20 protein-coding genes and 4 pseudogenes are annotated in these 22,396 nt (G+C 53.0%); 8 read left to right on the forward strand and 16 right to left on the reverse strand.

Going from position 1 to position 22,396, the window contains the following annotated elements; genetic code table 11:
• Nucleotides 1-30: 30 nt before the first annotated feature.
• Entirely contained in the window at nucleotides 31-456 is a 426-nt protein-coding gene (locus ACZ0AI_RS06375; RefSeq protein WP_463565043.1) for a hypothetical protein, read from the reverse strand.
• A gap of 85 nt (nucleotides 457-541) precedes the next feature.
• On the opposite strand from ACZ0AI_RS06375, the gene ACZ0AI_RS06380 reads away from it, so the two are divergent.
• Complete coding sequence (locus ACZ0AI_RS06380) at nucleotides 542-856, forward strand: helix-turn-helix domain-containing protein (RefSeq protein WP_463565044.1); 315 nt, start codon at nucleotides 542-544, stop codon at nucleotides 854-856.
• Between the two features lie 34 nt (nucleotides 857-890).
• Here the strand turns inward: ACZ0AI_RS06380 and ACZ0AI_RS06385 are convergent, their stop codons facing one another.
• From ACZ0AI_RS06385 to ACZ0AI_RS06410, 6 genes and pseudogenes are all read right to left on the reverse strand, one after another.
• On the reverse strand, nucleotides 891-1,337 hold the full coding sequence (locus tag ACZ0AI_RS06385; protein WP_463565045.1) for a hypothetical protein: 447 nt from the start codon (nucleotides 1,335-1,337) through the stop codon (nucleotides 891-893).
• Nucleotides 1,327-3,348 (reverse strand): hypothetical protein, encoded by a 2,022-nt coding sequence (locus tag ACZ0AI_RS06390; RefSeq protein ID WP_463565046.1) that lies wholly within the window; start codon nucleotides 3,346-3,348, stop codon nucleotides 1,327-1,329. Before ACZ0AI_RS06390 ends, ACZ0AI_RS06385 begins: the two co-directional genes overlap by 11 nt.
• Nucleotides 3,345-5,069: a site-specific integrase gene (locus ACZ0AI_RS06395; RefSeq protein ID WP_463565047.1), complete on the reverse strand. Its 1,725-nt coding sequence runs from the start codon at nucleotides 5,067-5,069 to the stop codon at nucleotides 3,345-3,347. The genes ACZ0AI_RS06390 and ACZ0AI_RS06395 overlap by 4 nt, the downstream gene beginning before the upstream one ends.
• Nucleotides 5,062-6,354, reverse strand: a complete 1,293-nt coding sequence (locus ACZ0AI_RS06400; RefSeq protein WP_463565048.1) for a site-specific integrase — start codon at nucleotides 6,352-6,354, stop codon at nucleotides 5,062-5,064. Before ACZ0AI_RS06400 ends, ACZ0AI_RS06395 begins: the two co-directional genes overlap by 8 nt.
• A gap of 76 nt (nucleotides 6,355-6,430) precedes the next feature.
• Nucleotides 6,431-6,748: pseudogene (locus ACZ0AI_RS06405) on the reverse strand (Y-family DNA polymerase); the annotation flags it as partial.
• Nucleotides 6,741-7,178 carry a LexA family protein gene (locus tag ACZ0AI_RS06410; RefSeq protein ID WP_042552955.1) on the reverse strand — a complete coding sequence of 146 codons (438 nt, stop codon included), beginning with the start codon at nucleotides 7,176-7,178 and terminating at the stop codon, nucleotides 6,741-6,743. The pseudogene ACZ0AI_RS06405 and the gene ACZ0AI_RS06410, both read right to left, overlap by 8 nt.
• A 99-nt stretch (nucleotides 7,179-7,277) precedes the next feature.
• On the opposite strand from ACZ0AI_RS06410, the gene ACZ0AI_RS06415 reads away from it, so the two are divergent.
• From ACZ0AI_RS06415 to ACZ0AI_RS06435, 5 genes and pseudogenes are all read left to right on the forward strand, one after another.
• The gene (locus tag ACZ0AI_RS06415) at nucleotides 7,278-7,970 is read left to right on the forward strand and encodes an SOS response-associated peptidase family protein (protein ID WP_463565049.1); all 693 of its coding nucleotides are present in this window, start codon (nucleotides 7,278-7,280) and stop codon (nucleotides 7,968-7,970) included.
• 209 nt (nucleotides 7,971-8,179) lie between these two features.
• Nucleotides 8,180-8,344, forward strand: a pseudogene (locus ACZ0AI_RS06420) (con-10 family general stress protein); the annotation flags it as partial.
• Nucleotides 8,345-8,559: 215 nt separating this feature from the next.
• Nucleotides 8,560-8,913 (forward strand): hypothetical protein, encoded by a 354-nt coding sequence (locus ACZ0AI_RS06425; protein WP_042552957.1) that lies wholly within the window; start codon nucleotides 8,560-8,562, stop codon nucleotides 8,911-8,913.
• A 513-nt stretch (nucleotides 8,914-9,426) separates the two neighbouring features.
• Nucleotides 9,427-9,885, forward strand: a complete 459-nt coding sequence (locus tag ACZ0AI_RS06430) for an Hsp20 family protein (protein WP_463565050.1) — start codon at nucleotides 9,427-9,429, stop codon at nucleotides 9,883-9,885.
• 125 nt (nucleotides 9,886-10,010) lie between these two features.
• Nucleotides 10,011-10,199 (forward strand): hypothetical protein, encoded by a 189-nt coding sequence (locus tag ACZ0AI_RS06435; RefSeq protein ID WP_463565051.1) that lies wholly within the window; start codon nucleotides 10,011-10,013, stop codon nucleotides 10,197-10,199.
• Between the two features lie 452 nt (nucleotides 10,200-10,651).
• On the opposite strand, the gene ACZ0AI_RS06440 is transcribed toward ACZ0AI_RS06435, so the two are convergent.
• The 9 genes and pseudogenes from ACZ0AI_RS06440 to ACZ0AI_RS06480 all read right to left on the reverse strand — a co-directional run bounded on the left by ACZ0AI_RS06440 (nucleotide 10,652) and on the right by ACZ0AI_RS06480 (nucleotide 21,115).
• A complete protein-coding gene (locus ACZ0AI_RS06440) occupies nucleotides 10,652-11,557 on the reverse strand; it encodes an SDR family oxidoreductase (RefSeq protein WP_042552959.1) in 906 nt (301 codons plus the stop codon).
• A 332-nt stretch (nucleotides 11,558-11,889) separates the two neighbouring features.
• Nucleotides 11,890-12,366 (reverse strand): CinA family protein, encoded by a 477-nt coding sequence (locus ACZ0AI_RS06445; RefSeq protein ID WP_463565052.1) that lies wholly within the window; start codon nucleotides 12,364-12,366, stop codon nucleotides 11,890-11,892.
• 416 nt (nucleotides 12,367-12,782) lie between these two features.
• Nucleotides 12,783-13,280: a P-loop nucleotide/nucleoside kinase family protein gene (locus tag ACZ0AI_RS06450; RefSeq protein WP_463565053.1), complete on the reverse strand. Its 498-nt coding sequence runs from the start codon at nucleotides 13,278-13,280 to the stop codon at nucleotides 12,783-12,785.
• Between the two features lie 20 nt (nucleotides 13,281-13,300).
• Nucleotides 13,301-13,774, reverse strand: coding sequence for a ProQ/FinO family protein (locus ACZ0AI_RS06455; RefSeq protein ID WP_179538286.1), 474 nt, complete (start codon nucleotides 13,772-13,774; stop codon nucleotides 13,301-13,303).
• A 252-nt stretch (nucleotides 13,775-14,026) separates the two neighbouring features.
• A pseudogene (locus tag ACZ0AI_RS06460) lies at nucleotides 14,027-14,194 on the reverse strand (methyl-accepting chemotaxis protein); the annotation flags it as partial.
• A 138-nt stretch (nucleotides 14,195-14,332) separates the two neighbouring features.
• A pseudogene (locus ACZ0AI_RS06465) lies at nucleotides 14,333-15,016 on the reverse strand (PAS domain-containing protein); the annotation flags it as partial.
• Nucleotides 15,017-16,066: 1,050 nt separating this feature from the next.
• Entirely contained in the window at nucleotides 16,067-16,921 is an 855-nt protein-coding gene (locus tag ACZ0AI_RS06470) for a hypothetical protein (protein WP_463565054.1), read from the reverse strand.
• Nucleotides 16,922-17,139: 218 nt separating this feature from the next.
• Nucleotides 17,140-17,982: a hypothetical protein gene (locus ACZ0AI_RS06475; protein WP_463565055.1), complete on the reverse strand. Its 843-nt coding sequence runs from the start codon at nucleotides 17,980-17,982 to the stop codon at nucleotides 17,140-17,142.
• 211 nt (nucleotides 17,983-18,193) lie between these two features.
• A complete protein-coding gene (locus tag ACZ0AI_RS06480) occupies nucleotides 18,194-21,115 on the reverse strand; it encodes an AAA family ATPase (protein WP_463565056.1) in 2,922 nt (973 codons plus the stop codon).
• Between the two features lie 528 nt (nucleotides 21,116-21,643).
• Between ACZ0AI_RS06480 and ACZ0AI_RS06485 the strand changes: the two genes are divergently transcribed.
• Both ACZ0AI_RS06485 and ACZ0AI_RS06490 read left to right on the forward strand, forming a co-directional pair.
• Complete coding sequence (locus ACZ0AI_RS06485) at nucleotides 21,644-21,913, forward strand: hypothetical protein (protein ID WP_463565057.1); 270 nt, start codon at nucleotides 21,644-21,646, stop codon at nucleotides 21,911-21,913.
• Nucleotides 21,910-22,257, forward strand: coding sequence for a LasR-specific antiactivator QslA (locus ACZ0AI_RS06490; protein ID WP_463565058.1), 348 nt, complete (start codon nucleotides 21,910-21,912; stop codon nucleotides 22,255-22,257). The genes ACZ0AI_RS06485 and ACZ0AI_RS06490 overlap by 4 nt, the downstream gene beginning before the upstream one ends.
• Nucleotides 22,258-22,396 lie beyond the last annotated feature (139 nt).

Here is a 22,396-nt window from a genome sequence, read left to right on the forward strand (position 1 = left end):
AAGGTGAAACGACGAAGTTGCATAGTTGGATCAGCAATTCTTAGCAACGCTGTAAACCGTCATCCATGCATCGGAGCAGTAACGTGCGGCTTCCGGGCGCTCAAAGTAAACGTTCCCAGATTTCACGGTGTATGAGTAGGTAGTACGGTTTCCTAGCGCCGTCGTCTGGATAGCGCTAAGCCCTTCCATGAGCCATCGCCCCTCACCGTTGATCTGTCCAGAGCTAACTAACTGAATCTCCTGGATCTCCCAACCTCTGGATTCCTGAATCAGCTCTAGCAAGTCATGAACGGTGTTGATAAGCAGCACCGTTGGCCTTCCAATGTCTTCGTCCAAGTCCAAAACAGTGACGTGGAAATAGGGAAATGAGGGCAAGTACTCAACGTAACGCCAAGTCCGGCCACCACGAATTAAGGCGCCGACGGGTATTTCTGCGTGATCAAAAGTCAGAAACATAACGCCACCCCTCAAAATGCACATTATAACGTGTAGCGTTATAAGGCGCACTACCGCTTCATCGTTCCTTTTGTGAGAGAAGCAAATGGAACTGAATGAAGGATTTGGGAAAGCTCTGCGTCTACTACGAAAAGACGCAGGTCTAACCCAGGAGGGCTTCGTGAGAGTCAGTGGGCGGACGTATCTGAGCGCACTGGAGCGAGGACTACAGTCTCCAACGCTTGAGAAGGTCCAAGCACTGAGCGAAACCATTGGTGTTCACCCTCTCACTCTGCTTACAGCAAGCTTCGTCCTCAGTGAAGAAGTCGAGGTAGATGACCTCTTCGCTACGGTTAAACGCGAGCTGGGCGCCCTAGACCTGGGCGTCGGCGTCGGCGTCGGCGTCGGCGGGGGGAATTAGCGCCCACGCGACTTGCTGTATGTGAGCTGCAATCTCAAAGCTTTCTCGGCCCACGCGGATCCAACGAAATTATGTTGGACGCAGGCAACTGCTCCTCAAGCTGAGCGATACGGTCATACAGCTCTAGGATTTTCGCATCCGCTTCACTCAATAAGCTTGCGAGCTGGTCGCGCTGCCGGGCAACGTGCTCAATCCGATCACGCAAGGCGCGACTTTTCTGACGGGCAAGAATATTTACCTGATTCAACGACGGAGGTCGCTCCTCCGCATGTTGCTCTACGTACTTTTTTATCTCTGCGATGAGACTCGGGAAACGCGATTTCTTCAGTGCCGACGGATCGCTCCCAGCCTCTCTCGCCACGTTGTTCTGGGTGACCGGAGCCCCCTTCGCCAGAATTCGTGGCCTATCAAGCTTCAGGCGCTCAAAAGCGTCCCTGTATTGATCAGCCGCGCTGCGACGAGCAGTGGGTTCAATGTCCATTTCCGTCCCTTATGGCACGACGGAAGCTCTGCACGCTTCGCTGTTGAGCCATTAAAGACTCCATGAGCGGGCTTCCATCCTGAGCAGTAGCAAGCCGTTCCTGGAGGATATGTTCAAGATCATCTACCGAATCCAATCGTTCTGAGTCATACAGCACATCGGGGCAAGGTTTTGCGTCCTTTGAGTCGCCGCCCCCGCAGTGGGCAATGTTGTCGATTCCTCCATATGGACAAGGCGCGCGACTCGAACAGACCCCAAGAAGGATCTGGCGACATGCGACCGAGCCCGTCTTCGCCAAACCGATCACCTTCTTTGCATCCTCGGGCGAGATCAGTCGAACGATCTCAGCCTTACGTTTATCCCCATGGGGACTGACAAAACGCTCACTCGCAAGCTGCTGTAGCTCTCTTCCAAGCGTCTCGTACATTGTGCGAACGTAGAGAGTGTGAGCCTTCTCCTCCAAACGCACCCGCGAGTGATTTTGTCCGTAGTAAAGGCTCATCGCGCGTGTGATGTGCTTGAGCTGGTACTGAAGCGAAGCATCACTTACTAGCCCGGAAGCCTGCATGTTTACTGCCCCGGTTCTACGCAACTGATGCCATGCCAACGGCCATACAGCGCCTACCTGATAGTCCTCCGGCAGCGTTGGGGTAGCTAGCCTGGCTAACTTCAGATCCTCAGCCGTAATACGCAAGCGGTCCAAGTCAAAGAGCTTGTCGTATTGCCGCAAAAGTTCAGAATATGACGGAATGCTCGGTCTCAGCGAGTGGTCATCTTTTTTGCGCACTGAGAGCCACGGCTCATGATAAGAATCGGTCAAATAACGCCCAGCAAGACCTCTCGCTTCTAAGGCAGATGAGTGTAATGAGCGAAACAGAGAGATCACCTCCATCGCCGTCACTGCGACCTCTGCAGATGGGGACGTGACCCACAGGGCGTCGCTATCAGACAGCGTTTTTGTCGTCTGCCCACGTAACAAAAAAATATCGCCGAAACTCTTGTCGTGCTCGACGTCAAGGCACCCGGCTCGAAGATTCCAAGCTTCTTCGACCCGCATGAGACTGAAGTTAAGGATGTAAGCTAAACCAACGCGGTTGACCAATTTCAGATAGCTAGTCAGCTCACGTATTTGCAAGGCACCATCATGCCCGACCCAACGTTCAAGTAACTCACAGATGCCGAAGCGCTTCGCGGTATCCGCAAACGATCCGTGAAACCGAAGCCCCGTCTTAGCGCCCGATAACTGGTTGCCATGGCCGCAAAAAGGCGGTGCGTTTGAGCACTCCCATCTTCCCGAAACTCTCTGGTTATGTTCGTAAGCCGCGACACTGAACCGATAACAAGCTTCAATCTGTTCTCGATGGGATAAGAAGCCATCAAGACACTCTCGTAGCCTCGTGACTTGGTAGTGCCAGATACGTGGAGGTATGTACGGCGTTTGAGATATTTGGTGAACTGGAAACAGCGCAGCCAGACGAGTTAGCGAGCGTGAATCCAGCAACGTAAACCCTACGGATCTCCGTGACGCGTAAAGCTCATGCATTAATGACAGAAACTCGGTCTTTCTTGAGGCATGAAGAAAATTAGGAATTCGTTCGCATACACGTGGAAATTGGCTCAATTCGCTGGCAAGTATTCCGGCCTCTTCGCAAAGCACAAAAAGCCGCCGGACCTGGTCGAAGCGTGTCTTAAGGGATCTGCAACTTCGAGCGCCATAAGGTCCGTATAGCCACCAGCCTGTGACTACCCTAAGAAGATTAGCGTTCTCAGGACTAATAGGCGCCACCGACTTTCTCTCTGGCCCGTCTCCAAAGTTGAGAGTCATCGCTTTTTTCGCCCATGGGTCGAGCCTCCAAATCGGATCGGCCCAACGACTGACCACATTACCTTGCGCATCGATAACAACAGGCCAATCAGGTGATGGCGGCCAGCTTTCGGGACGATAATTTGGTCCTTCAGGAGCAGCAAGAGGCGACTCGATTGAGAGTCCAAATGAGGTCAGCATATTCATATCGAAGACCTAGTTCTAAGTTCCGCGAGGCGGATGAACCCGTCCCATGCCGGGTGGTAGTTTTCCTCGGCAATACGCGCTCGCGCCTCATCTACCCAGAGTCGACGTACCTCGCCGCTTTCTTGAAAGAACCGCAACTTGGCACTTAAACGCTCTACAGCAAGCATCGCAGGATGCTCAGCAACAGTCCCCTCTCCATTTGCCGTTGGGCGATACCTTGCAAGCTCCAAGCTTTTGAGCACCCGCAAGCTGCTTAGAGACCAAACGTGATCTTCGCTTTCAATATCTCGGTGATTCACGCAGAAAAGACAGCCGGACGCATTGATGCAATCTGGCACAGGGGCACTGGTCGGAGCATCTAAAACCGATTTGGGTAAGGGTGTCACACAAGTACCTGGGGCAGGTGAACAGATGGCTGGATCGGCTTGTTGGTGGAATCGACTGATTTCAACCATAGCGATTTGCGGATTTGGTTCAGCGTAAACCCTAATGAGAGTTTCGGCCGTGTGCTGCGCAATGTCAGCCACTTGGTGCGGGTTATGCGATTCTCGTAAGAGCCAATTGATGCGGGCACCGCGTAATTTCCGAGGCTTGATCATCTTAACGCCAAGTTCAGCACAAATCCGCCCTAGTGCTGTGAATTGTGGGGCCTCCAAAGCAAGGCGTCCACCAAGACGAACGAGAGGGAAAAGTAGACCGTCGATATCATCTGGGAACCATGCATTCCGCCATTTGATGTAACGCTCGAACCAATCCCTGTAGCTGGAAAAAATTTCAAATAGAACCTCACCGCCACGTCGGTTTTTATAAGTCCGAACTTGGTAACCATCAAGGTGACTGGTGTAGTTGAATTGATCCAATCGTAGTTTGTGCGCCTGTGAAAGATTCAGTCCGGTTTGAGCAATGAACATCAGAAGCTCGGCTTCGATTCGTAGGTTTACAACAGAGTGACGGGTACCGATTGAGGTATCGGAACTCCGAAGCTCCACGTTCCGGGCAATCGCCTCGATCTCACGCGGGCATCTGGGAGTTTTCTTGTGCGTGCTCTGTTTCGATTTACACCAAAACTCCTGCTGTTGACCGCTTCGCAGTGTGACCAATACAGGCAGTCTCCCAGTAGTAGCCTCGTAGCTTAGGGACTCGCAGATATCAGTGAGAAAATGGCCAAATGCAAAACTATCTTCCAGGCTTTGCTTGTCCGCACACCCGCTGTTCAACTTTCCCTTACCTCTGGGCTTGCGAATCCGTGTGCTGTACAGGACGGTTGAACTTCGGCCTAACACTCGATCAAGCATCGTCGCTGTCAAACTGGCTACGTCGTATAACGATTGGGCAGTCATGTATCCGGCTACGCGGTGACGCTGAAGAAGATGCTCAGTCCACCTCAAGTATGCTTCCACGACAGTATCAATACTCAATGGATGTTCGAACTGATCCACCCACTGAAAAAAATTCCTCAACGCACCGATCTTGTTAGCCGCCGAAAACCGGCTTCCTCCGCCGGAAAGGTCATCGGTCAGACAATCATGTAGCCTTTTCACAAGCTCCGACCGCTCCAGTAAAGGATCCCCTAAAGCACCTGAGGCGATTTTACTGCGTACTGCCTTCACTTTTTCCGCAGCACCACCGCTGTATAAAAGCGGTGCAAGATCCCAAGGCGTCTCGTTTTTCCCGTACTCAAGCATCGGAAACGTCAGGTATGACGACGTCAGCTTACTCATCTCTCGCCTTTTGCCTCGAAGTAATCCCTGTAAACGCAGTCATGAAGGTGTTCGCAATGGCCTGCTTAGCGGGGGCGGCCTGCACAAACTTGATGTATTTGAAGGTGGTGGCCTCCGAGTTTCGACCGTGAAGCAATGCATTGCTGACGATTGCTATCACTATCGCTACATCAGCGCAATTTGCTAAAGCTAGCTTAGCTAGCTCGGACCCAAAAGTGCATCGGGACTGGTGGAAGCGAAACTTCCTGAGCGCCTTGATCCCAGCTGCGGTACCTGATTTCCTGAGCGATGACATTTCAACGTTTATGGCCGAAGACTGATCGCTGTTGCGACGTCCGAATGGATTTCCGAAACGAGTCAAGAACACTAGGTCTTGATTCTCACGCGCAGCAAATGTTTCGCGAGTCAACCTGCGAAGATTCTTGGCGTATTCCAAGACTTCTGAACACAAAGATTCGGGAATCCATACCTGGCCATTCACTCCAAATTTTGTATGCACCGCCGGGGACGCTCCTGGTCCTACCGATATCCGAAGCAGACCTTTAGCTGCCGGATCAGGTATAGCACGCTCCAAAGTATCGATACGAAGATCGCAGATTGTCCCCAGCCGCATACCCGTGAAAAAGCCTAGAGCTAGCATCAGGTAAAGCTCGGGTGAGGCATTACGCTTTGCGAAGTCGAGAATGGTGTCGCGATCAGATGACGACACAGGAAACAGCCCACCTTCCAAAGTGATCCCAATGCGTTTGCGATTGGGAATACCCAAATCGGTAGTAGTACCACGCAGGGTTCGCTCAAAGCCGACCTGATCGAAGTATTTGATGAGAAAGCGCTTGTCCTGCCACAGCGGCAAACGTGGGGATAGGAGACCACGCCTCTTAACCCATCTGTAGAAGCTGATGCAGTTACGCATGTACTCAGAAGCCGTAGCAGGGCTGATATGACCAGCATCTCGAGCCTTGATGAGAGACCCACGATACTGGACGAGACACCGATCAGCCTTCCGAGACGGAAACTCAAACCATTGAAGCCCGCGACTCTCCAAAAACTTCGCATAGTTCAACAGCCCGTTCAGGTTGCTCGAAACGGTCTTAAGGAGTGCCTCACCACTGGTAACTCTCTCCATAGCCCAAAGATTGGCTTCTCTCCAAGGCAAGCAATCTTCCCAGAATATTTGTGGTAGTCCTTCGATCACTACACGGGAGTTATTCGCCGAGTAGGTAGTCAGGCGGTCTGTGACAGAAAGGTCATGCGGACTGAAGTGAATGTGCTCGACGGTAGCCACGAGATATCCCTGTAAGAAAACGCGTCAATGTCCATGGTTGCCCTATTTCACTTTAGGCGTCCACAGTATGCAACTTACTCTTATCAATGCTGTAAACCTCCACACCGGGAACCATGCCCTCTATCACCGCCATCACCCGCTCCGACATATCGCCGTACAACGCATAGTTCGAGCTGAAAGCCAAAATGCCATGCTCTCGCAACACCTTTTCCACCAGGTGGTACGGTTCACCCATTTTCACAAAGGGCTTGGCATCGGCAGACCTGGCGATCACACAGCCGTCATTGTTGCTGAGTACCACCAGCGGGACTCGGCGAAGATCGGGGCGGAATACACGCTCACAACTGCAATAGAACGAGTTGCAGTCAATCAGCGCGACGACAGGCTCAAGCATGACCGCGGAACATGCGCAGCCCACCTTTTACTACGCCCCACACCTCGAACTGCTCACCCTCAAGCACGTACCGCGGCGCATAAGCTGGATTCTCTGATCGGAGAATCACCTGGTTGCCTTCACGGGTGTAGGTCTTTACCAGTGGGTCGTTGTCGATCGCGCCGATGATGACGTCGCCGGAAACCGCTTCGAGCGAGCGATCGACGATCACCACATCATCATCGAATAGGCCGACGCCGATCATGCTGTCGCCCACGACACGTACGTAGTAGGACTGAGGCGCAAAGACGTTGAGAAGCTCATCCAGCGAGATCTTCTTCTCGATGTGATCTTGCGCGGGGCTCGGAAAGCCGGCAGGAACCCGGAAAGAAAAAAAGGGCAGCTCGATATCGGAGCTGCCCAGCGGGCCAAGAATAGTTGCGTTGCCCATGAGAGAGACCTGAAAGAATACTGTATATATATACAGATACCAAATCAGTTAGCTCGCGGTCAAAGGATCATGATGGCCATCTGACGACCGGAGGGTTTTATGTGTGGACGATTCACCCAGTACCGAACCGTTGATGAGTACGCAAAGGCCCTGCAGCTCGGCCTGCTTGAGGGGGATTGGTCGGACCATCCCCTAGAGCGCTACAACGTGGCACCGCGCTCTCGGGTGCTGATCCTTCACCAAAACGATCAAGGGGCGCACGCCCTACCCGTTCGCTGGGGCTACGCGCCACACTGGGCAGATGGTAAGCGTCCAGCAGCGACCTGCGCCAGGATCGAGACAGCCAGCACGAGTAGGTTCTGGGGAGCGATCTGGAAAAAGGGCCGTGTGCTAGTGCCCTCAGATGGTTGGTACGAATGGAAGAAGCACCCTACTGATAAGAAGCTGAAACAGCCCTACCTAATCCGGTTGAAGAGCAAGGAACCGATGTTCTTTGCAGCGATAGCCGACCTCCCCTCGGCAGCGCATGAGGACGGTGGATTTGCCTTGATCACAGCTGCGAGTGATGTGGGCATGATCGACATCCACGACCGTCGGCCCGTTGTGCTTCGTCCTGATGTCGCGAGGGAATGGCTTGAGCATGGGCTACTGCCAGAGCTCGCAGAGGATTTGGCAAGACACCACGAGACGCCGGTCACTGAGTTCGAGTGGTTTCCGGTTGGCAAGGCAGTTGGCAACGTGAACAACCACGGCGTGGAGCTCATACAGGAGATCAGCAACCCGCTGCTTTAACGCTGCTGAATTGTGTGAGTCGCGGGTGATCGCCAAGTGCGCTGCAGGCGCCTGTTCAAAGGCGTTTGCCCCCTTACTCAATCAGCCATTTTGCCAGCATCCGCTGGTCGCTACTTTCGAACCACGGATGGCACCGCCTCTTCCAATATCTGCATCGCAACCTTTTATTTCGCATCCATCGAGGGGATAGGGAAATGGCTAGTACCAACTCTGGCAACTTTGCAAATGACCGTGAACGAGCCTCTGCCGCGGGCAAAAAAGGCGGATCTAACAGCGGGGGTAACTTCGCCAATAATCGGGAGAAAGCCAGAGAGGCTGGGCGAAAAGGCGGTATGCACAGTCCTAAACGAAAGCCTGCAGAAACGCCGGATTAGATAAATTTCAAGCCAGATGAAAGGTGCGAAATTGCTTGTTTAGGACATATTGCATCCTGCAAGGCAAACTCGCACCCACCCTTGCATCATGCAAGATCTAAAACATAGAAAAGCTGTTTGTTTACTTATAAATCAACAGGTTGGAATAATAATATTTTTGGCATGCTCTCTGCTAAATAGGTGATACATCATCAACCTTACAGAGGGAATCGGACATGGATCACGCCGCTCAATTTCTGACTGACAATCTGCCTGGACATGACGTGAAAATCGCTAAGCGCCCCGACGGCAAGCTATTGGTGACGTTGAGCAGGAATGGCGAAGCCGTTTTTATGAAAGCTGTTGAGCCGCAGTCTGTTATTGAGGAAGGGCTGAGAAGTCTACTGCGTGAAATCCAACGTGATCGCAAGCTGGTGAGTGGCGAGGTCAGTTGGAAGGGGGCTGGAGCGCAATGGGTTCACCGCAGTCTTCCAACCTTCACCGGCGCGCCGGTCAATCCGACCGCAGCTAAAACCATGTGGAAACGGCGTCAGGCCAATTCCTACAGATCATCAGCCGTCAGTTTCTGACAACTACTGCTGGCGTCCGAAACTCGGTACGGCAATTTACCTGAACATTTCTCGCTCCTGAGCCTTCTATCTCATACATGCCCTTTCGGGCTTCTCTGAGAAGAAGGCTCAGTCGATGTTCACATCCATGTTGTTCCTCGCTTTCGCATTATTGATCATGATCACTGTCGGCTTTTGTTCTGGTATAGCGATTCTCCATCAAATGGATTGAGACCCTTACAACGTCTCAGCATCTCATCGGACTTGTGGCGCGTGACTGACCTACCCTGTGGAAGAGTCATGGCGGATGAGTAGCAATTCTAGGTTCGCCTACCTTTCTAGTACCGCTTGCTGCGACCCTGCCAGAGTCAACTCCCGCAACGCCCAAACATGCGTTTCTGAAACTCTCGTTGATTGCTTAAAAAATTTGGCACCGCCTCTTGAAACCCAGTGAGCCGCACCTAAATACGCCTTACGCGATGCCGAAATCGGGTCGTGTGTAAATCACTTGGAGAAATCTCAGGAGATTACGCAATGGCTAATACCCTTTCGCTGGCCCCGCTGTTCCGCCAGTCTGTAGGCTTTGATCGTTTTAACGACCTTTTCGAATCGGCGCTCCGTACTGAGGCCGGGAATGCCTATCCTCCTCACAACGTCGAAAAGCATGGCGATGACGAATACCGAATTGTCATTGCTGCCGCTGGTTTGACTGAGGCTGATATGGATATTCAAGTTGAGAAAGGCGTTTTAACCGTCGCCGGCGGTAAGCGCGAAAGCGAGACGAATGTGACCTACCTCTATCAGGGAATCGCACAGAGGGCGTTCCAGTTGTCTTTCCGCCTGGCGGATCACATCGAAGTCCAGGGCGCGTCACTCAGCAACGGATTGCTCAGCGTTAACCTGTTGCGTGTTGTGCCGGAGGAGGCCAAGCCTCGGCGCATCGAGATTGGTGATGCGACCAAGCCAGAGCTCAAAGCAATAAGTTCGCAGTAAGACAGTAAAGAGGCGCTCTTAGGAGCGCCTCTTTCATCAGGCATCGCATGTAAGTAATCAGCTTGTAGCAGGGGCAGTCAGCATGGTCTAGATTGCTATTTTACCGATTGGATCAGAGATGCATCGTGGATAATCCGAAGATTCAAGCCTTCGCGAGCAGGTATGCAGCTGCGCTGATTAATAGCGCCCCACCGAGCGAAGCAGATCTCTCACATGAGGGGTTTTCCCATGATGAGCGTGAGGCCGTTTACCGGGTGCTCAATCAGATCCGCGAGCGACTAATTACCGAGGCCAAGGTTCTGGAATCGCTTTAAGCGAGCGAGTCAGAATCATCCATGGAGTCAGCTGCTACACGTGTTGGCTTCAGGGCAAATGGTGAGCAGGTGCGCGCCTCTAGAGCGGCACCACCAGCGCGGCGCGGGCTATAACACCCTCGGTTCAGAACTCGAGAACGAAGGCCCCCTCACCTACCACCCAGCGACTGAACCATCAGCCGTGATGACGCGCGGGCAGTGGAGCAGCTCAATATTGCTAGCCCTTTGAGGCGGTCAACTGTAATGCGCCGTACGGTCTATATCAAAGCGGCCCATGGCCTTCGAGGCTATGGCAGTTCGGAGCACATCCAGTAAGTACCGTGTTCGAGCGATACCTGCCTCGCCCATCCAGCAGCTGGATGGCGAGGCGGGGTTTTCGTCAATCCAACACATGCATTTTCAGCCCAGAACTCAGGGAATGCCGTATCCGTGTAAGAGAGTGCAAGGTGTAGTTAAGGAAGAGGATTGCCGCCCGTTACACCAAATACCTCGCCAGTGATGTAGCTCGATTCCTGTGAAGCGAGCAGGACATACAAGGAGGCGCACTCCGCAGGCTGGCCAGGTCGCTTCATGGGCGTCTGCGAACCAAACGTGGGAATCTTCTCGGCGGGTTGACCTGCGGTTGGCTGCAACACTGTCCAGATAGGCCCCGGGGCTACGGCATTGACCCGAATGCCCTGGTCGATCACCTGGCCGGCCAGGGCTTTTGTGAATGCGACGATAGCGGCCTTGGTGGATGCGTAGTCGAGCAGCGTTTTGGAAGGGTCGTAGGACTGAATCGAGGCGGTGTTGATGATCGTGGCGCCGGCGGGCATATGCGGGACGGCAGCCTTGCACAGCCAGAACATCGCATAGACGTTGGTCTTGAAGGTGTCATCGAACTGCTGCGTGGTCAGGTCTTTAATATGATGCTGGGCTATCTGCTTGCCTGCGACGTTGACGAGAATGTCCAAACCGCCAAGGGCCTCAACCGCATTCGCGACCAATGAAGTGCAGAAGGCCTCGTCCTTGAGATCCCCGGGTAAAGCAACGGCGCGCCGCCCTTCCGCCTCGATGAGTTCCACAACCTGCAAGGCATCAGCCTCTTCCTCCGGCAGATAATTCAACACAATATCTGCACCCTCACGGGCATAGGCGATGGCAGCAGCGCGCCCGATTCCGGAATCCGCCCCAGTGATCAGTGCCTTGCGACCAACCAAACGACCAAAGCCGACGTAGCTCTGCTCACCGTGGTCTGGCTCCGGCACCATCCGTTGGCCGAGGCCTGGCTCTGGTTGTTTCTGGGAGGGGAACTCGGGTTGTGGGTATTGAGTGAGGGGGTTTTGCATAGCGTATTGATTTTGCTGGTTGCGAGTCATTACATACTCCTTCGAGCGGGTTCATCATTGAGCCGTCAGGTGCCACCGCGATCACTTGAGCCATCGCTGCGGAGCGCCGACGTTAAAATTAGGAAGCAGCTCGCCGAGATGAAGTTCAACCCATTGGAGTAGCGGTAGTACTGCTTGCGAGAGCTCAGCAAAACCATTCCGAGAAAACGCTCACTGGAATCGTTGAAGGAGGCCCCACCGACTGTTCGATGAGTTTTTTCGGCCAGAGCTAAGCCGGTTATGGATGCCTGACGAGGCATCAATCAAGCAGCCAGGCTGCAATGTAATCTGCACGTCGACTTATTCGCCGGCTTTGCACTTGCTCAAGGATGCCACCGGAGAATTCCCTCGAGCGCGTAAAGGGCGCTGTTTAGTTGAACCTCTTTACGACTGCCGAAAAAGCGATGTTGTCGGGTGACGAACCGGGTGTTGCCTTCATATTGAAACGCCCAGGCGAACCAAACCGTACCAGGCGACACACCGTCCATCGCTTCGTCACCAATGACCCCGGTAGTGGCTACAGCAATATTGGCAACGCTGTTCATCAGCGCCCCCTTCGCCATTTCCACTACCACCTCTTCGCTGGTCAGCCCAAACGTTTCGATGGTTACTTGGCTGACCCCGAGCTCCCGCGCTTTTGCACAGGGTGAATACACCACATAGCCGCAATCTAGACAGGTTCCGCAGCCAGACGCTTCAGTAAGCAGAGCGGCAATGCGCCCTCCCGTACATGACTCAGCGGTTGTTAATATGCTGTTGCGTTCTAGTAAAAATTCGACGACTAACTGCGGGACGTCCATTTTTACTGCCTCTTTGTTACTACTGATTACATAAAGGCATCCCAAACATGGTTTTGTTTCGGTCTGATGGATCAACGGTGCGAGGCATGACCGCTTGAACCACTACGGAATACCCGGAGGTGTTCAGACACTCAATCAGAGAGGCCCACTCGAACCAAAGCGGGGAGCGTGCGAGATGAAGAAGGTAGGAAGAATCGGGCTTAGCTGGAGATCCAAGACAGGCAGGCGGAGGCCGATTATCACACCGATGAAACCCCGCCCTAATGGACTGAGTGCGTGTATTTCAGTACTGGGATTTCCCAATTTACTCCGCGACGTTGCCTGAAGCGATGTCGGTATGAGGATATGCTGTTCCAACTCTGACTGAGTAGTGAGCGTCCTGTAATCACACCCTGCCGCCTTGTGCATAGCGGACGCTACAGCAGGCGTTTGGTGACCATCGACACTGCTTGCACCGGTGAAGTCATCGCCGTGTCTATCGAAAACGGGGCTTCGGCCCACGCTTCATATTCGTGATCCAAGACAGATTGCCAGGTTGGTGGAGTGAGCCCAGGAACATCACTCAGCCTTGTTTCTACACGACGCTGATGTTCATCTTTATCCGAGCAAATTACTTCAATATTTATCAACCGAGCGCCGGCCCTTGAGGCGATTTCGCTCCAGGCCATTCGGCTTTCGATCACTGGATTTACACAATCAACGATGACTGTACGCCCGAGATTAAGATTACTCAGCGCAAGCTCATTAGCGACCATGTAACCACTGCGCCCCACATCTTGCGCAAGCGCGCCGGAGTTTCGTATCGCTTGCTCAATCGTATCGATCCGCAGGTAAAGAGCACCTATCTGATCGACGAGCCCCTTGGCGATCGTGGTCTTTCCGGTGCCAGGAAGGCCGCTGAATACGATAAGCATTGTCCGTCCGTTGAAGTGTGTTACTCAGCATTGGCCTTGGCCGGGCGCTCACCCTGGGCACGCCGTGCCTGCACTCGCTGCTTCTTGGCTTGCTGCTTTGCATGCAGCGCCTGGATCGCTGTTACCGCACCGACGGCTTGTCCATTCAGATCCAGGCGCGGCGCATTCTCCGTCATGCTCGCCCAGTAGCGACTTCCGCGGCACCAGGAAGCGAGACCCAGTTTGAGCTGTTCGCTGGAGACGCCCAGCAACTCAAGGTGTTGTTCCGCGTCCTTGAGGATGCCTTCTTTCAGCGGAACCTTGGGGGCCGGATTGACCGGAAACGCCAATGGAAAATGCTTCTGCAGTCGCCAGATCGCCTCTACTGCAGGATCTTGCTCACGAGGCTTCGCTTGCGCGGAAGGCGCCCGCTTGCGCTGCTTGGCGCCATCCGTCTTCGGCTCTTTTTCAGCCCGCAGACGGTCACGCAGCTCAGCTAATTGCTCAAAACCCATCGTTCATTTCACCGCTTCATGGTTGATACGAACGGAAGCTTATCCTACGTAGTCCTTTAGAGCAGCCTGTAGGTGCATCTACTGCTGGGTTTCGCCGCTAGCGATTCAGGATATGGCTGCTCACCTCCCGGCATCATCTCGTGTGATGGTGAGGTACGACCGTTTCAAGCAGCGCTAAGAACATGGGCTGAAGCCAAAGCTGCAGCCCATGTACCATCTCTTCAGAGTTTAAGCCCGCATCATCTCGGCCGCTTGTTCGGTGGCCTCTGTAGTCCTGGTGGCCAGCTTACGAACTTCGTCCGCAACGACTGCAAATCCCCTCCCCGCTTCACCTGCACGGGCGGCCTCGATGGCGGCGTTCAACGCCAGCAGGTTGGTCTGGCTGGCAATGCTTTGGATGGTGCCCACGATCTGGGTGAGCTTGACGATATTCGCTTCCAAGGTGCGTTGGTGCACTGCCTCCGCCTCACGCATGGCGTTCTGCTGATGCTCAAGGTCAACGTCGACCAGTGCCCCTACTACGCGCAGCGGTGCGCCAGAGGCGTCGCGCTTGGTCTGCCCGCGCGCCCTGAACCATCGGTACTCGCCACTTTTCATTTTCAGCCGATACTCGATATCGAACGGGGTTTTGCCAGATCGGTCAGTCAAGTGCGCTTGGAAAGCATTGAGGCTGTATGCCTTGTCATCCGGGTGCAGGCGCGATGCCCAGCTATCGAGCACGTCAGGAAACTCCTCAACCGTCTCGAATCCCAGCAAACGGCGGAATTGCGGAGACCACCAGAACGGATTTTTAGGATTGACCGGATCGCCCGCAATCACCTCCATGTCCCACAGGCCGTCCGACAGCATTTCGCGGGCCAGCTCGAAGCGGGTGATGATCACGTCATGATGCTGCTCCCTCTCGAGTTCATCGTGGATATCACGCAGTGCGCCGGCCACGCGCAGCGGGACACCGCGACTATCACGAAGGGTTTCACCTTGGGCAAAAAACCACCGATAGCTGCCGTCCTTCATCGCTAGGCGGTTTCTGACTCTGTAAGGGGTCATACCAGACTTGTCGTTCAGATGACGGGCAAAAGCGTCGAGCGTGGCGGCTTTATCGGCGGGGTGCAGGCGATCAGCCCAGCTGGCCAGGACGTTGGGGAAGTCCTGCTCATTGCGAAAGCCGAGCATCTCCCTGAACTGCTGCGACCACCAGAATCGGTTGCGCGGATTTACCGGATCTCCAGCAACAACCTCCATGTCCCAGAGGCCTTCGCTTGATGCGCGGTTGACCAAGTCGAAGCGAGTTTCTGAAGCTCTGGCGCTGGCATCGGCCTCAGCTAGCAATAAACGTGCTGACTCCAGTTCGCGCTCAAGCTCTGCAACACGTGCATCGCTGTGCACGGCCTTCTGTTCGCGTGAGGTTCCGATTCACGAAGCACGACTGCCCACTTGGCTGCACCTCTGCCAGCAGCATCTTGGGAAGAGTTCGGGAGTGAGGCGAACAATTGATTGAGAGCTTGAAGCTCACTGCGCTTGCGAAATAGATGCAGCATGGTCGGTACTCGAGGGAAGACGAAAGATGCCGAATCCATGGCTCAAATTGCGGTGCAGGAAGCTGATGACGCGAGACCCTTGACGAGTCATTTCTCAGCGCCCAGTTCGACAGGTGTGATCTGCGAAAGGTTGCGTCTTTTTGCCATCATTATGATATCGAGCTGGAGAGGGTTTTACTCTGGCGTTTTTGCTAAGGCGATCAGCGGCTTTTGCCACTCGATTGGCAGGCGGCTGAGGTGTCGCTCTGATGCCAGTCGTAATGTTCGGCGGAGTGCTTGGGCGTCAGGTGCTCGAGCACAGGCTGGTAGCCTCACGCTGCCGCTACAATTTCAGAAACTGCAGAATACTGGTGGCTTCTGTAATTATCGAAATGTACCGATCCTCGCCTCGGCGATAATCTGTCGCCTCACCACGAGAACCCTTACACAGACGCTGAATGCGTTGGGTGTGGAGATTCCTTAAGGGTAAGAAAAGTCCTCTATCGGCCGATTCTGTTGAAAAAGTCGGCCCTGGTTACCACGGCGGAAAAGTTGGCGCCTGAGATTGAAATCCTAAAATTCGGCAAAGGTTTGTAGGCTCAGATTTAACGTAGCGACGCGCAGAAAAGGCATTTTTCATCGGTCACTATTGGGGCCGTTTAGGCAACGCGACTTTTTCAACAGAATCGGCCAGAAGCAGCCACTCGCGAACGATATCTTTCGACCTATAGCTGCCTTAAGCAAAAGAACCTAAAAGGCCAGGGGAGGACGAGATCTAATCTGGCTTGGAAGGCTTATCACTTTTAGCTAGATTATTCATCATGTTTGGAATCAGCCGCTCAATAAATCCAGACATCATTGCAATCATATAAATCCCATAGTGATCTGGGGATTTCGCTATGAACGTGAATGCTATTTCGGATTTAATCGCAAAGTACGAAAACACTGCCGCTGTAATTGCGATCAATATACGGGACTGCCCAATCAGGCTATTAGTTTTTCCGTCAGCATCCAAGTCTATCTCCAGAGTTGAAAACCCAATAGATGTGGACAGCAATCCACCTAAGCTTCCGCACAGAATGACATAGAGAAAGGTTTTTGCGTCTTCGGACTCGATATTATGAATTGCAGAAAGTAGTAGCACCACAATTATAATAACTAATTTCAGTGCGCTGACTGTATATTCTAAGCGCCCTTTCAGCGTTTTTGTTTTTAATATCCGCTCTTCAGCATGCTTGAGTAGCTGTTGTGCTTTTTCATGATGACCACAAGCATTGGCCGTCATCGCTCTAGCAATCTGCTTATTGACCGGCTCTGAGTTTATGAGTTGCTCTGGGAGCCAAGAATAAATTCGCCCTAAGTCAACTGAGATCCCCATATGGAGCGACATGATTTTCTTGGCATCTTCATGATTATCATCAATGTCAATACGGATCGCGTTTTTTGTTCTATACACTACAAACTCTGGAAGCTTGGAGTAAATTCTTTCTATGTTCTCTCCATCATTGTCTTTTTCATTAACGACATAATCATATGGTTTTTTCTGAGCTTTTTGGATTGCTGTGACACATTCAAGTGAGTTTGTAGGCTCTGCATCGAATGGCGGGTCGATTGAGGTTACTGTATTCATCTGATCACAAAGGGAGTGTCGGAACGGATGGGGCACTGAGCAAATTGCTAGGCCAGGATTTTTATCGATGATAGCTCTTGGCCATACGAAAATCTAGCTCGTAATTTGCTCGTTGGAGGCTGCCTACCCGTTTGTCGTGGTACAGACCGTCAGGTGATTTGAGCGATTGCCTGCTATCGACCCAAACCTGCCTGTCATTTGTGCGCAGCTTTTCGAAATCACCGGGCCAGTATTGCGCTTTCTAAAACTATGGCATTAGGGGCATAGCGCTGGACGGCCTGCAGTACAGCTTCGCGATCTCTATCGCTAATGCCTGATCCCAACGTTACTTTCATGTGATCAAGCATTGAGGCGTCTATCGGCAGATCGATAAAAGTCAGCTCTGGCGGTAGTGCTCCTGTTCCCGAGGAATACCACTTCTCCATTAGATTGAGGAGTTGATGCTCATACTCATCAGGATTATCTTCATAAGTTAGCTCTGGCCCTCGAATAGCCATTAGCGTGTACCGAAACTCAGATTGGTCTTCCCAGTGCGCGGCCTTTATCCGGCATAACCTAGAGCCTCCAGTAATTTCAGTTATCTCTGGAGTTGAGCGAACGAACTGCTTCACATAGGCAGTAGGATCTTCCACATATAGAACGTCGCCACCGAAGGATTCCTCGTCTGCCCATGGCATAAGCACAAAGCCTTTACCAAACATTGTTTTTTTTATAAATGGTGCTGGCGTATCATTGAGTCTAAGTCCCACCGTTTTTAACTCGTCGCCCTTGGTTTTATATGGGCGACTAAGTTCAAGTTGCAATTTATTCATCGGAAACGGTGAGCTTTTGAAACTCAAGCGAACGCCTCGGTGCTGATCTGCGTATCGGTACCACTGCCCTGATTTCTCAACACCTGATTTCACCCAGGAGTTTATAAAGTAAGCCTGCCGCGAAAGGTGAAATGTTTCAAAAGGGAGCTCCGCGAGGTCATCCAAATGATCAGATCTTGTGAACCGGATCTTGCCACTTTGAAGGATTAACGGAAGGGTAGAGGCTCGCGTGTAGTGGTGAATTTCCATTTTTCAGCTCCTAGACAGATTTTTAGACGTCAATACATCCCAAGTATGAAAAAATGATTGCGCTTTGCCACAGTTGTACGAGGTTGATGAAAACCAGCTCGGGCTTAAGCAGCTATCTCCAGATGTCTTCTTTTGGCCGATTTCAGTTGGTGACCGCGGGCATTTTCGGCAAAAATCAGTCATTCGGTTTGTCTACAAAACAAGAGGCGATTCACAGAGCCATTTGTGAGGGGCTACCGAGCCCGTCCTGATCGGCGCCGGCAGGTACTTGAAGCTCCACATTTGCGACACCTAAAGCAGGATCCTGTGGCTGGTTGGCAGAGATGCATTGCTCGATGTATAGCAACTCCTGAGTAACCTCTGTCACACGGTCTTTAAGCTCCTGCAGTAGTCGGGCATGTTGCTGTTGCACTTCTGTCGGGGCACCGCCGAGCCCCGCGATTTTTCGAGTTCCACGCTCTATGCGCTGATTCAGCTCGATGAGAAGCTTCTCACTAGAGGCCTTCTTCGAATCAGGATAAAGCTGGCACTGGAGCAGTCGGAGCGCGTCGTAGATCTTGACGACCTCTTTGCTGGTTTTTGAATGGACGAAGTTCAGACTGCCCTCTTCAAACGCATGATGTTCCTGATTCTGCCCGCGCCAATTCACCAAATCGCTTTTGATCAAGCCGAAGTGAGTAAGGTCATAGGAAATACGCTGCTCGACTAGTCTGAAGGTTTCCTCGAGGCTGAGCTGTAGGTACATATTCTGCTTGAGCTGTGACTTTCCAAATCTGGCAGTTACAGGCAAACCGCTTTCCACGCAGTACTCCAGCACCATCGACTCAAACCAAATGCGGCAGTACACCAAGGCTTGCCTGATATCGTATACAGCCAGTGCCCGGTAGACCTTTTCCTGAAAGCCCCCGGCATGATCTACCAGGACGATGCCTTTATTCGTGTAACTCATTACGCTACTGGCGTGTTGATCTGCCTGCCGGCGCCGTTCAGCGATGATGCAGAAACGCTCCCAGAAAAGACGATCATGTGTCGTCACAACCATCTGAGTACGGCGCAGGTAGGGGTCTGAAAAAATCAGGTCGATGATGTTTGACCTGTGGTCACTATCGATGGCATTGACCACATCGTCAAAAACAATCAGCGGAAATTTGTTCTTCTCTGCCACAGCCAAAAGAAGCGAAAGGCCGAGCGCTCGCAAATGGCCTTCGCTCAAAACCGAGAAGGCGTCAATTGAAGTACCGTCACTGTTGGAGATCTTTATCCGGTAGCTGTCACTGGCCTTTTCAAAGCAAAGAGTATCAATGCGTTCGTGCTCATCATCGTGATTGTTGATTGCTTTGTAGTACTCGGCAGCTTTCGCCTCTATACCTGAGAGGCGGGCTCTCTCAAGTGACAGCTTGTAGCTGATCAGATCCTGATAGAGATTTCCGTACTCGACCTGAAGTGCCTGGATGAATGAATTGAAACGCACATTGTCCGCATCACTGGCAATAAGCTCAGCTAGTTGGCGGGCGATATCGGCCATTTGAGCTCCTGTCGGAGCCAAGTCTCGTTGTGCTATTTTTTTCTGATCAAAAAGCCCTCGAAGAGACTCCTCGGTTAGCTTGATTGCTTTGACCTCGGCATCGAGCTCAGCAATAACGGCATCAGCTTGGGAGACTTCGGTGAACTTACGGCCACACGCACTGATATACTGTCTTAGCTTGTCGTCGCTTCCTGCCATGAGCTGATTGAACGACTCCAAAACCAGCAACGCTGGATCTGTCCTCACGGTGGAGTTTTGAAAGGCTGCAGCCCTTACTCGTAATGCTTCAAGAGAGAGAGTGCATGGCACGCCCTGCCTGGTATTGGAGTCCACTCCGAGCAGTCCAACCGAAATTCTGTTGGCCAGTTGGACGATACGAACCTGATTTTGTCGATTAGCCTCTTGCAATCTCGTTAGATCGTTGAGGGCCTGCAACTCTCGCCGAGCCTTTTCGAATGGATTCTCGGTAACGTTGCGCAATGGCGTCGCACAGGCGGGACAGGTATCACCGGCATCAGCGTGTTCTATTGCCTGTATGGCCTCGAAGACCGCTCTGTAGTTCAGCGCCGAGGCGTTCCGAAGGAGTGCCGCCTCAATCTTAGCTTTGCGTTCCAGCAAACGTGTTGAGACGGAGGTCGCACGGCACAACTGCTTCAAAGAAAATTGGACGGGTGACTCTGAATTCTTGAGTCTCTCGGCTGCTTTGACTTTCAGTTCCCTGAGGGTTTCAAGGCGTTCAAATCTCGCCTTAACTGCGTGATGGTGACGAATCGCCAAACCAAGTACCTGGCAGACTCTAGAATTGAGCGCAGAAATTGACTCAAAGATCGCACTGCGTTTGTCGATAAGTGCGGCCCTTCGCTGCGTCAATGCGGCCATAGCCACTGTATTGTCGGGTCGCAGGTATGTATTCAAGTTGAAGCTTTCTGGCCTAACGAAGCGAGAGATGACTTCCTGAAACTCTTCCAATCCGAACAGGGTGGCAAGGACATCGCTTTCTGCGCTGCCGGTATCCTTGGAGCCCAGTAAGGAAAACTCCTGTAAGCGATTGCGATCAATGAAGCAGCTTGACCAGGTGATGCTTTGTACAACGCTCTTCTTGTTAGTACCCGTAAGAATTAGGTTCGGCCTGGCCGAACCTCGCGCAATATATGCACGTATCCTCGTTTTGCGACGATCTGCCTCTTTGATATGTCCCGTTGTGCCGTACTCCAGCACCTCGCACAGGGACGTCTTACCACCGCCATTAGGGGCGTAGAAGATATTTTTGCTCTTACTAAATCGCAGGAGCGTTCCTTTGTCGTCGTGCCCAAGGTCGCCAAACCCTCTGAAGTTCTTGACCTGCAAACTCGCCAATGGCGTAAGACCCGAAGGCGCGACCCGATCCAATTCGGGCTTTGCATCAAGGATGGTCTTTATTCGACGGGCGAGTTTCTGGTAGTCGGTGGCAAGCAAGCGCTCGGACGCTGCACTCAGGTGCGATTTGATGTGGTCTGAATACCGGCCCCGAGAGCCATTTACTTTGTAAATGCACCACAGCAATGCCATATAGGCATCCGGCTTATCGCTAAGTTTTTCCCTGGCGAAGCTCAACAGGTACTGGCTCATCCCTGCTCCTCCTTGATGGCGATATCGAGCCTACTTGGCCCGACATCATAATGCCACCAATCATCGCCCCTCTGTAGCGGTTACGCTTTTTGCGCCGAAAGCGGCCACTTTTGATGTGGGGGGCGCCACCGCTTCTACTACGGCTTATGCCCTGCTAATCCACAGTATGTTGCCATCCTCAAACCCTCGGGCTAGAGTGCTCCCGTCGTGGTAAATCCCACGACCGGGTGTGGTAGCCCGATTCACACGAGGACGCGGCAGCGTCATAACGAGAGCCAGACTTCTACGTCTGCGATTTCTTGTGCAGTTATGGCGGGCCGTGTGAGGCAGGCTTCGGCCTGGCCGGCATTCCTTCGTGGGTCGGTCTACCACCCTTGCACGGCTCGCCTCCATTCGTGTGGTAGCGAATGGTAAGCGGCTCCTTAACTTCACGAAGGAGCATAAGGAAAATGCACTACCCCCTTTTTACCCAAGAGCTCCGCCTTAGGCTTTCGGTCTTGCTGTTCGCCTCTGATCAGGAGGTGCGCCATGGCTGAGCTCGAACCCTGTGTAATCCCCTTTCCGCTGCGGCCCAGTCCGCTGCATGAATCTGAACGCTCTCCCCTACCCTCTGAAGCCGCTGCCGAGACGCGAGCAGTCATGCTCGGTAATCTGCTTGATCAACTGGCTGAGCCCGAAGGGCTGCAGCCGGAGAATCTGCGCGTGCGCATCACTGCTTACTCCGCTCTGGATCTGCTGGACGAGATGGTCGTTCTGTATCGCCGCGCGCTTTCTGAAGCGCGAGGAGGTGCGAGATGAGCAAGGGCGTCACTACGTGTCTGCCGCCTCACGATGGTCACCCGGGCACGGAGATCCTCTGGGCAGCTGAATGCAGGGAGGCATTCGATCAGGGCGTTAAGCTCGCTCAGACCTGGCTCGACGGCTCCCGTAGCGGCTGGCTCTGGGCAGCGATGATCGCGGAGCGCGATCTGCTGCCGCGGGCCATTGAGAGGCGCGCGTTTGAGGTGGGCTTCCTGAGTCGCATCCATCAGCGCCTGCGGTCGAACCAAGACAGCAATCCGCCGGAAATCCGATGTACGTCTGGTGACTACATCGTTCGAAGGAAGGCAGAGCCAGTGCTCGAGGTGTGCTGTCACGGCTGACCCTCAGTCGATGTCAGATGACTGTTCGATCGATCTGTTCTCACGCCGGAAAGGCAGGTTCTGGGCTAGCGGAGTGTGTGGCATGGGCACCGGACATGCCCGCGCTTCGTTAGCTCAGCGCTGGACGTTTGCTGGCAAC

It is taken from the genome of Pseudomonas sp. AC355 (assembly GCF_979258205.1).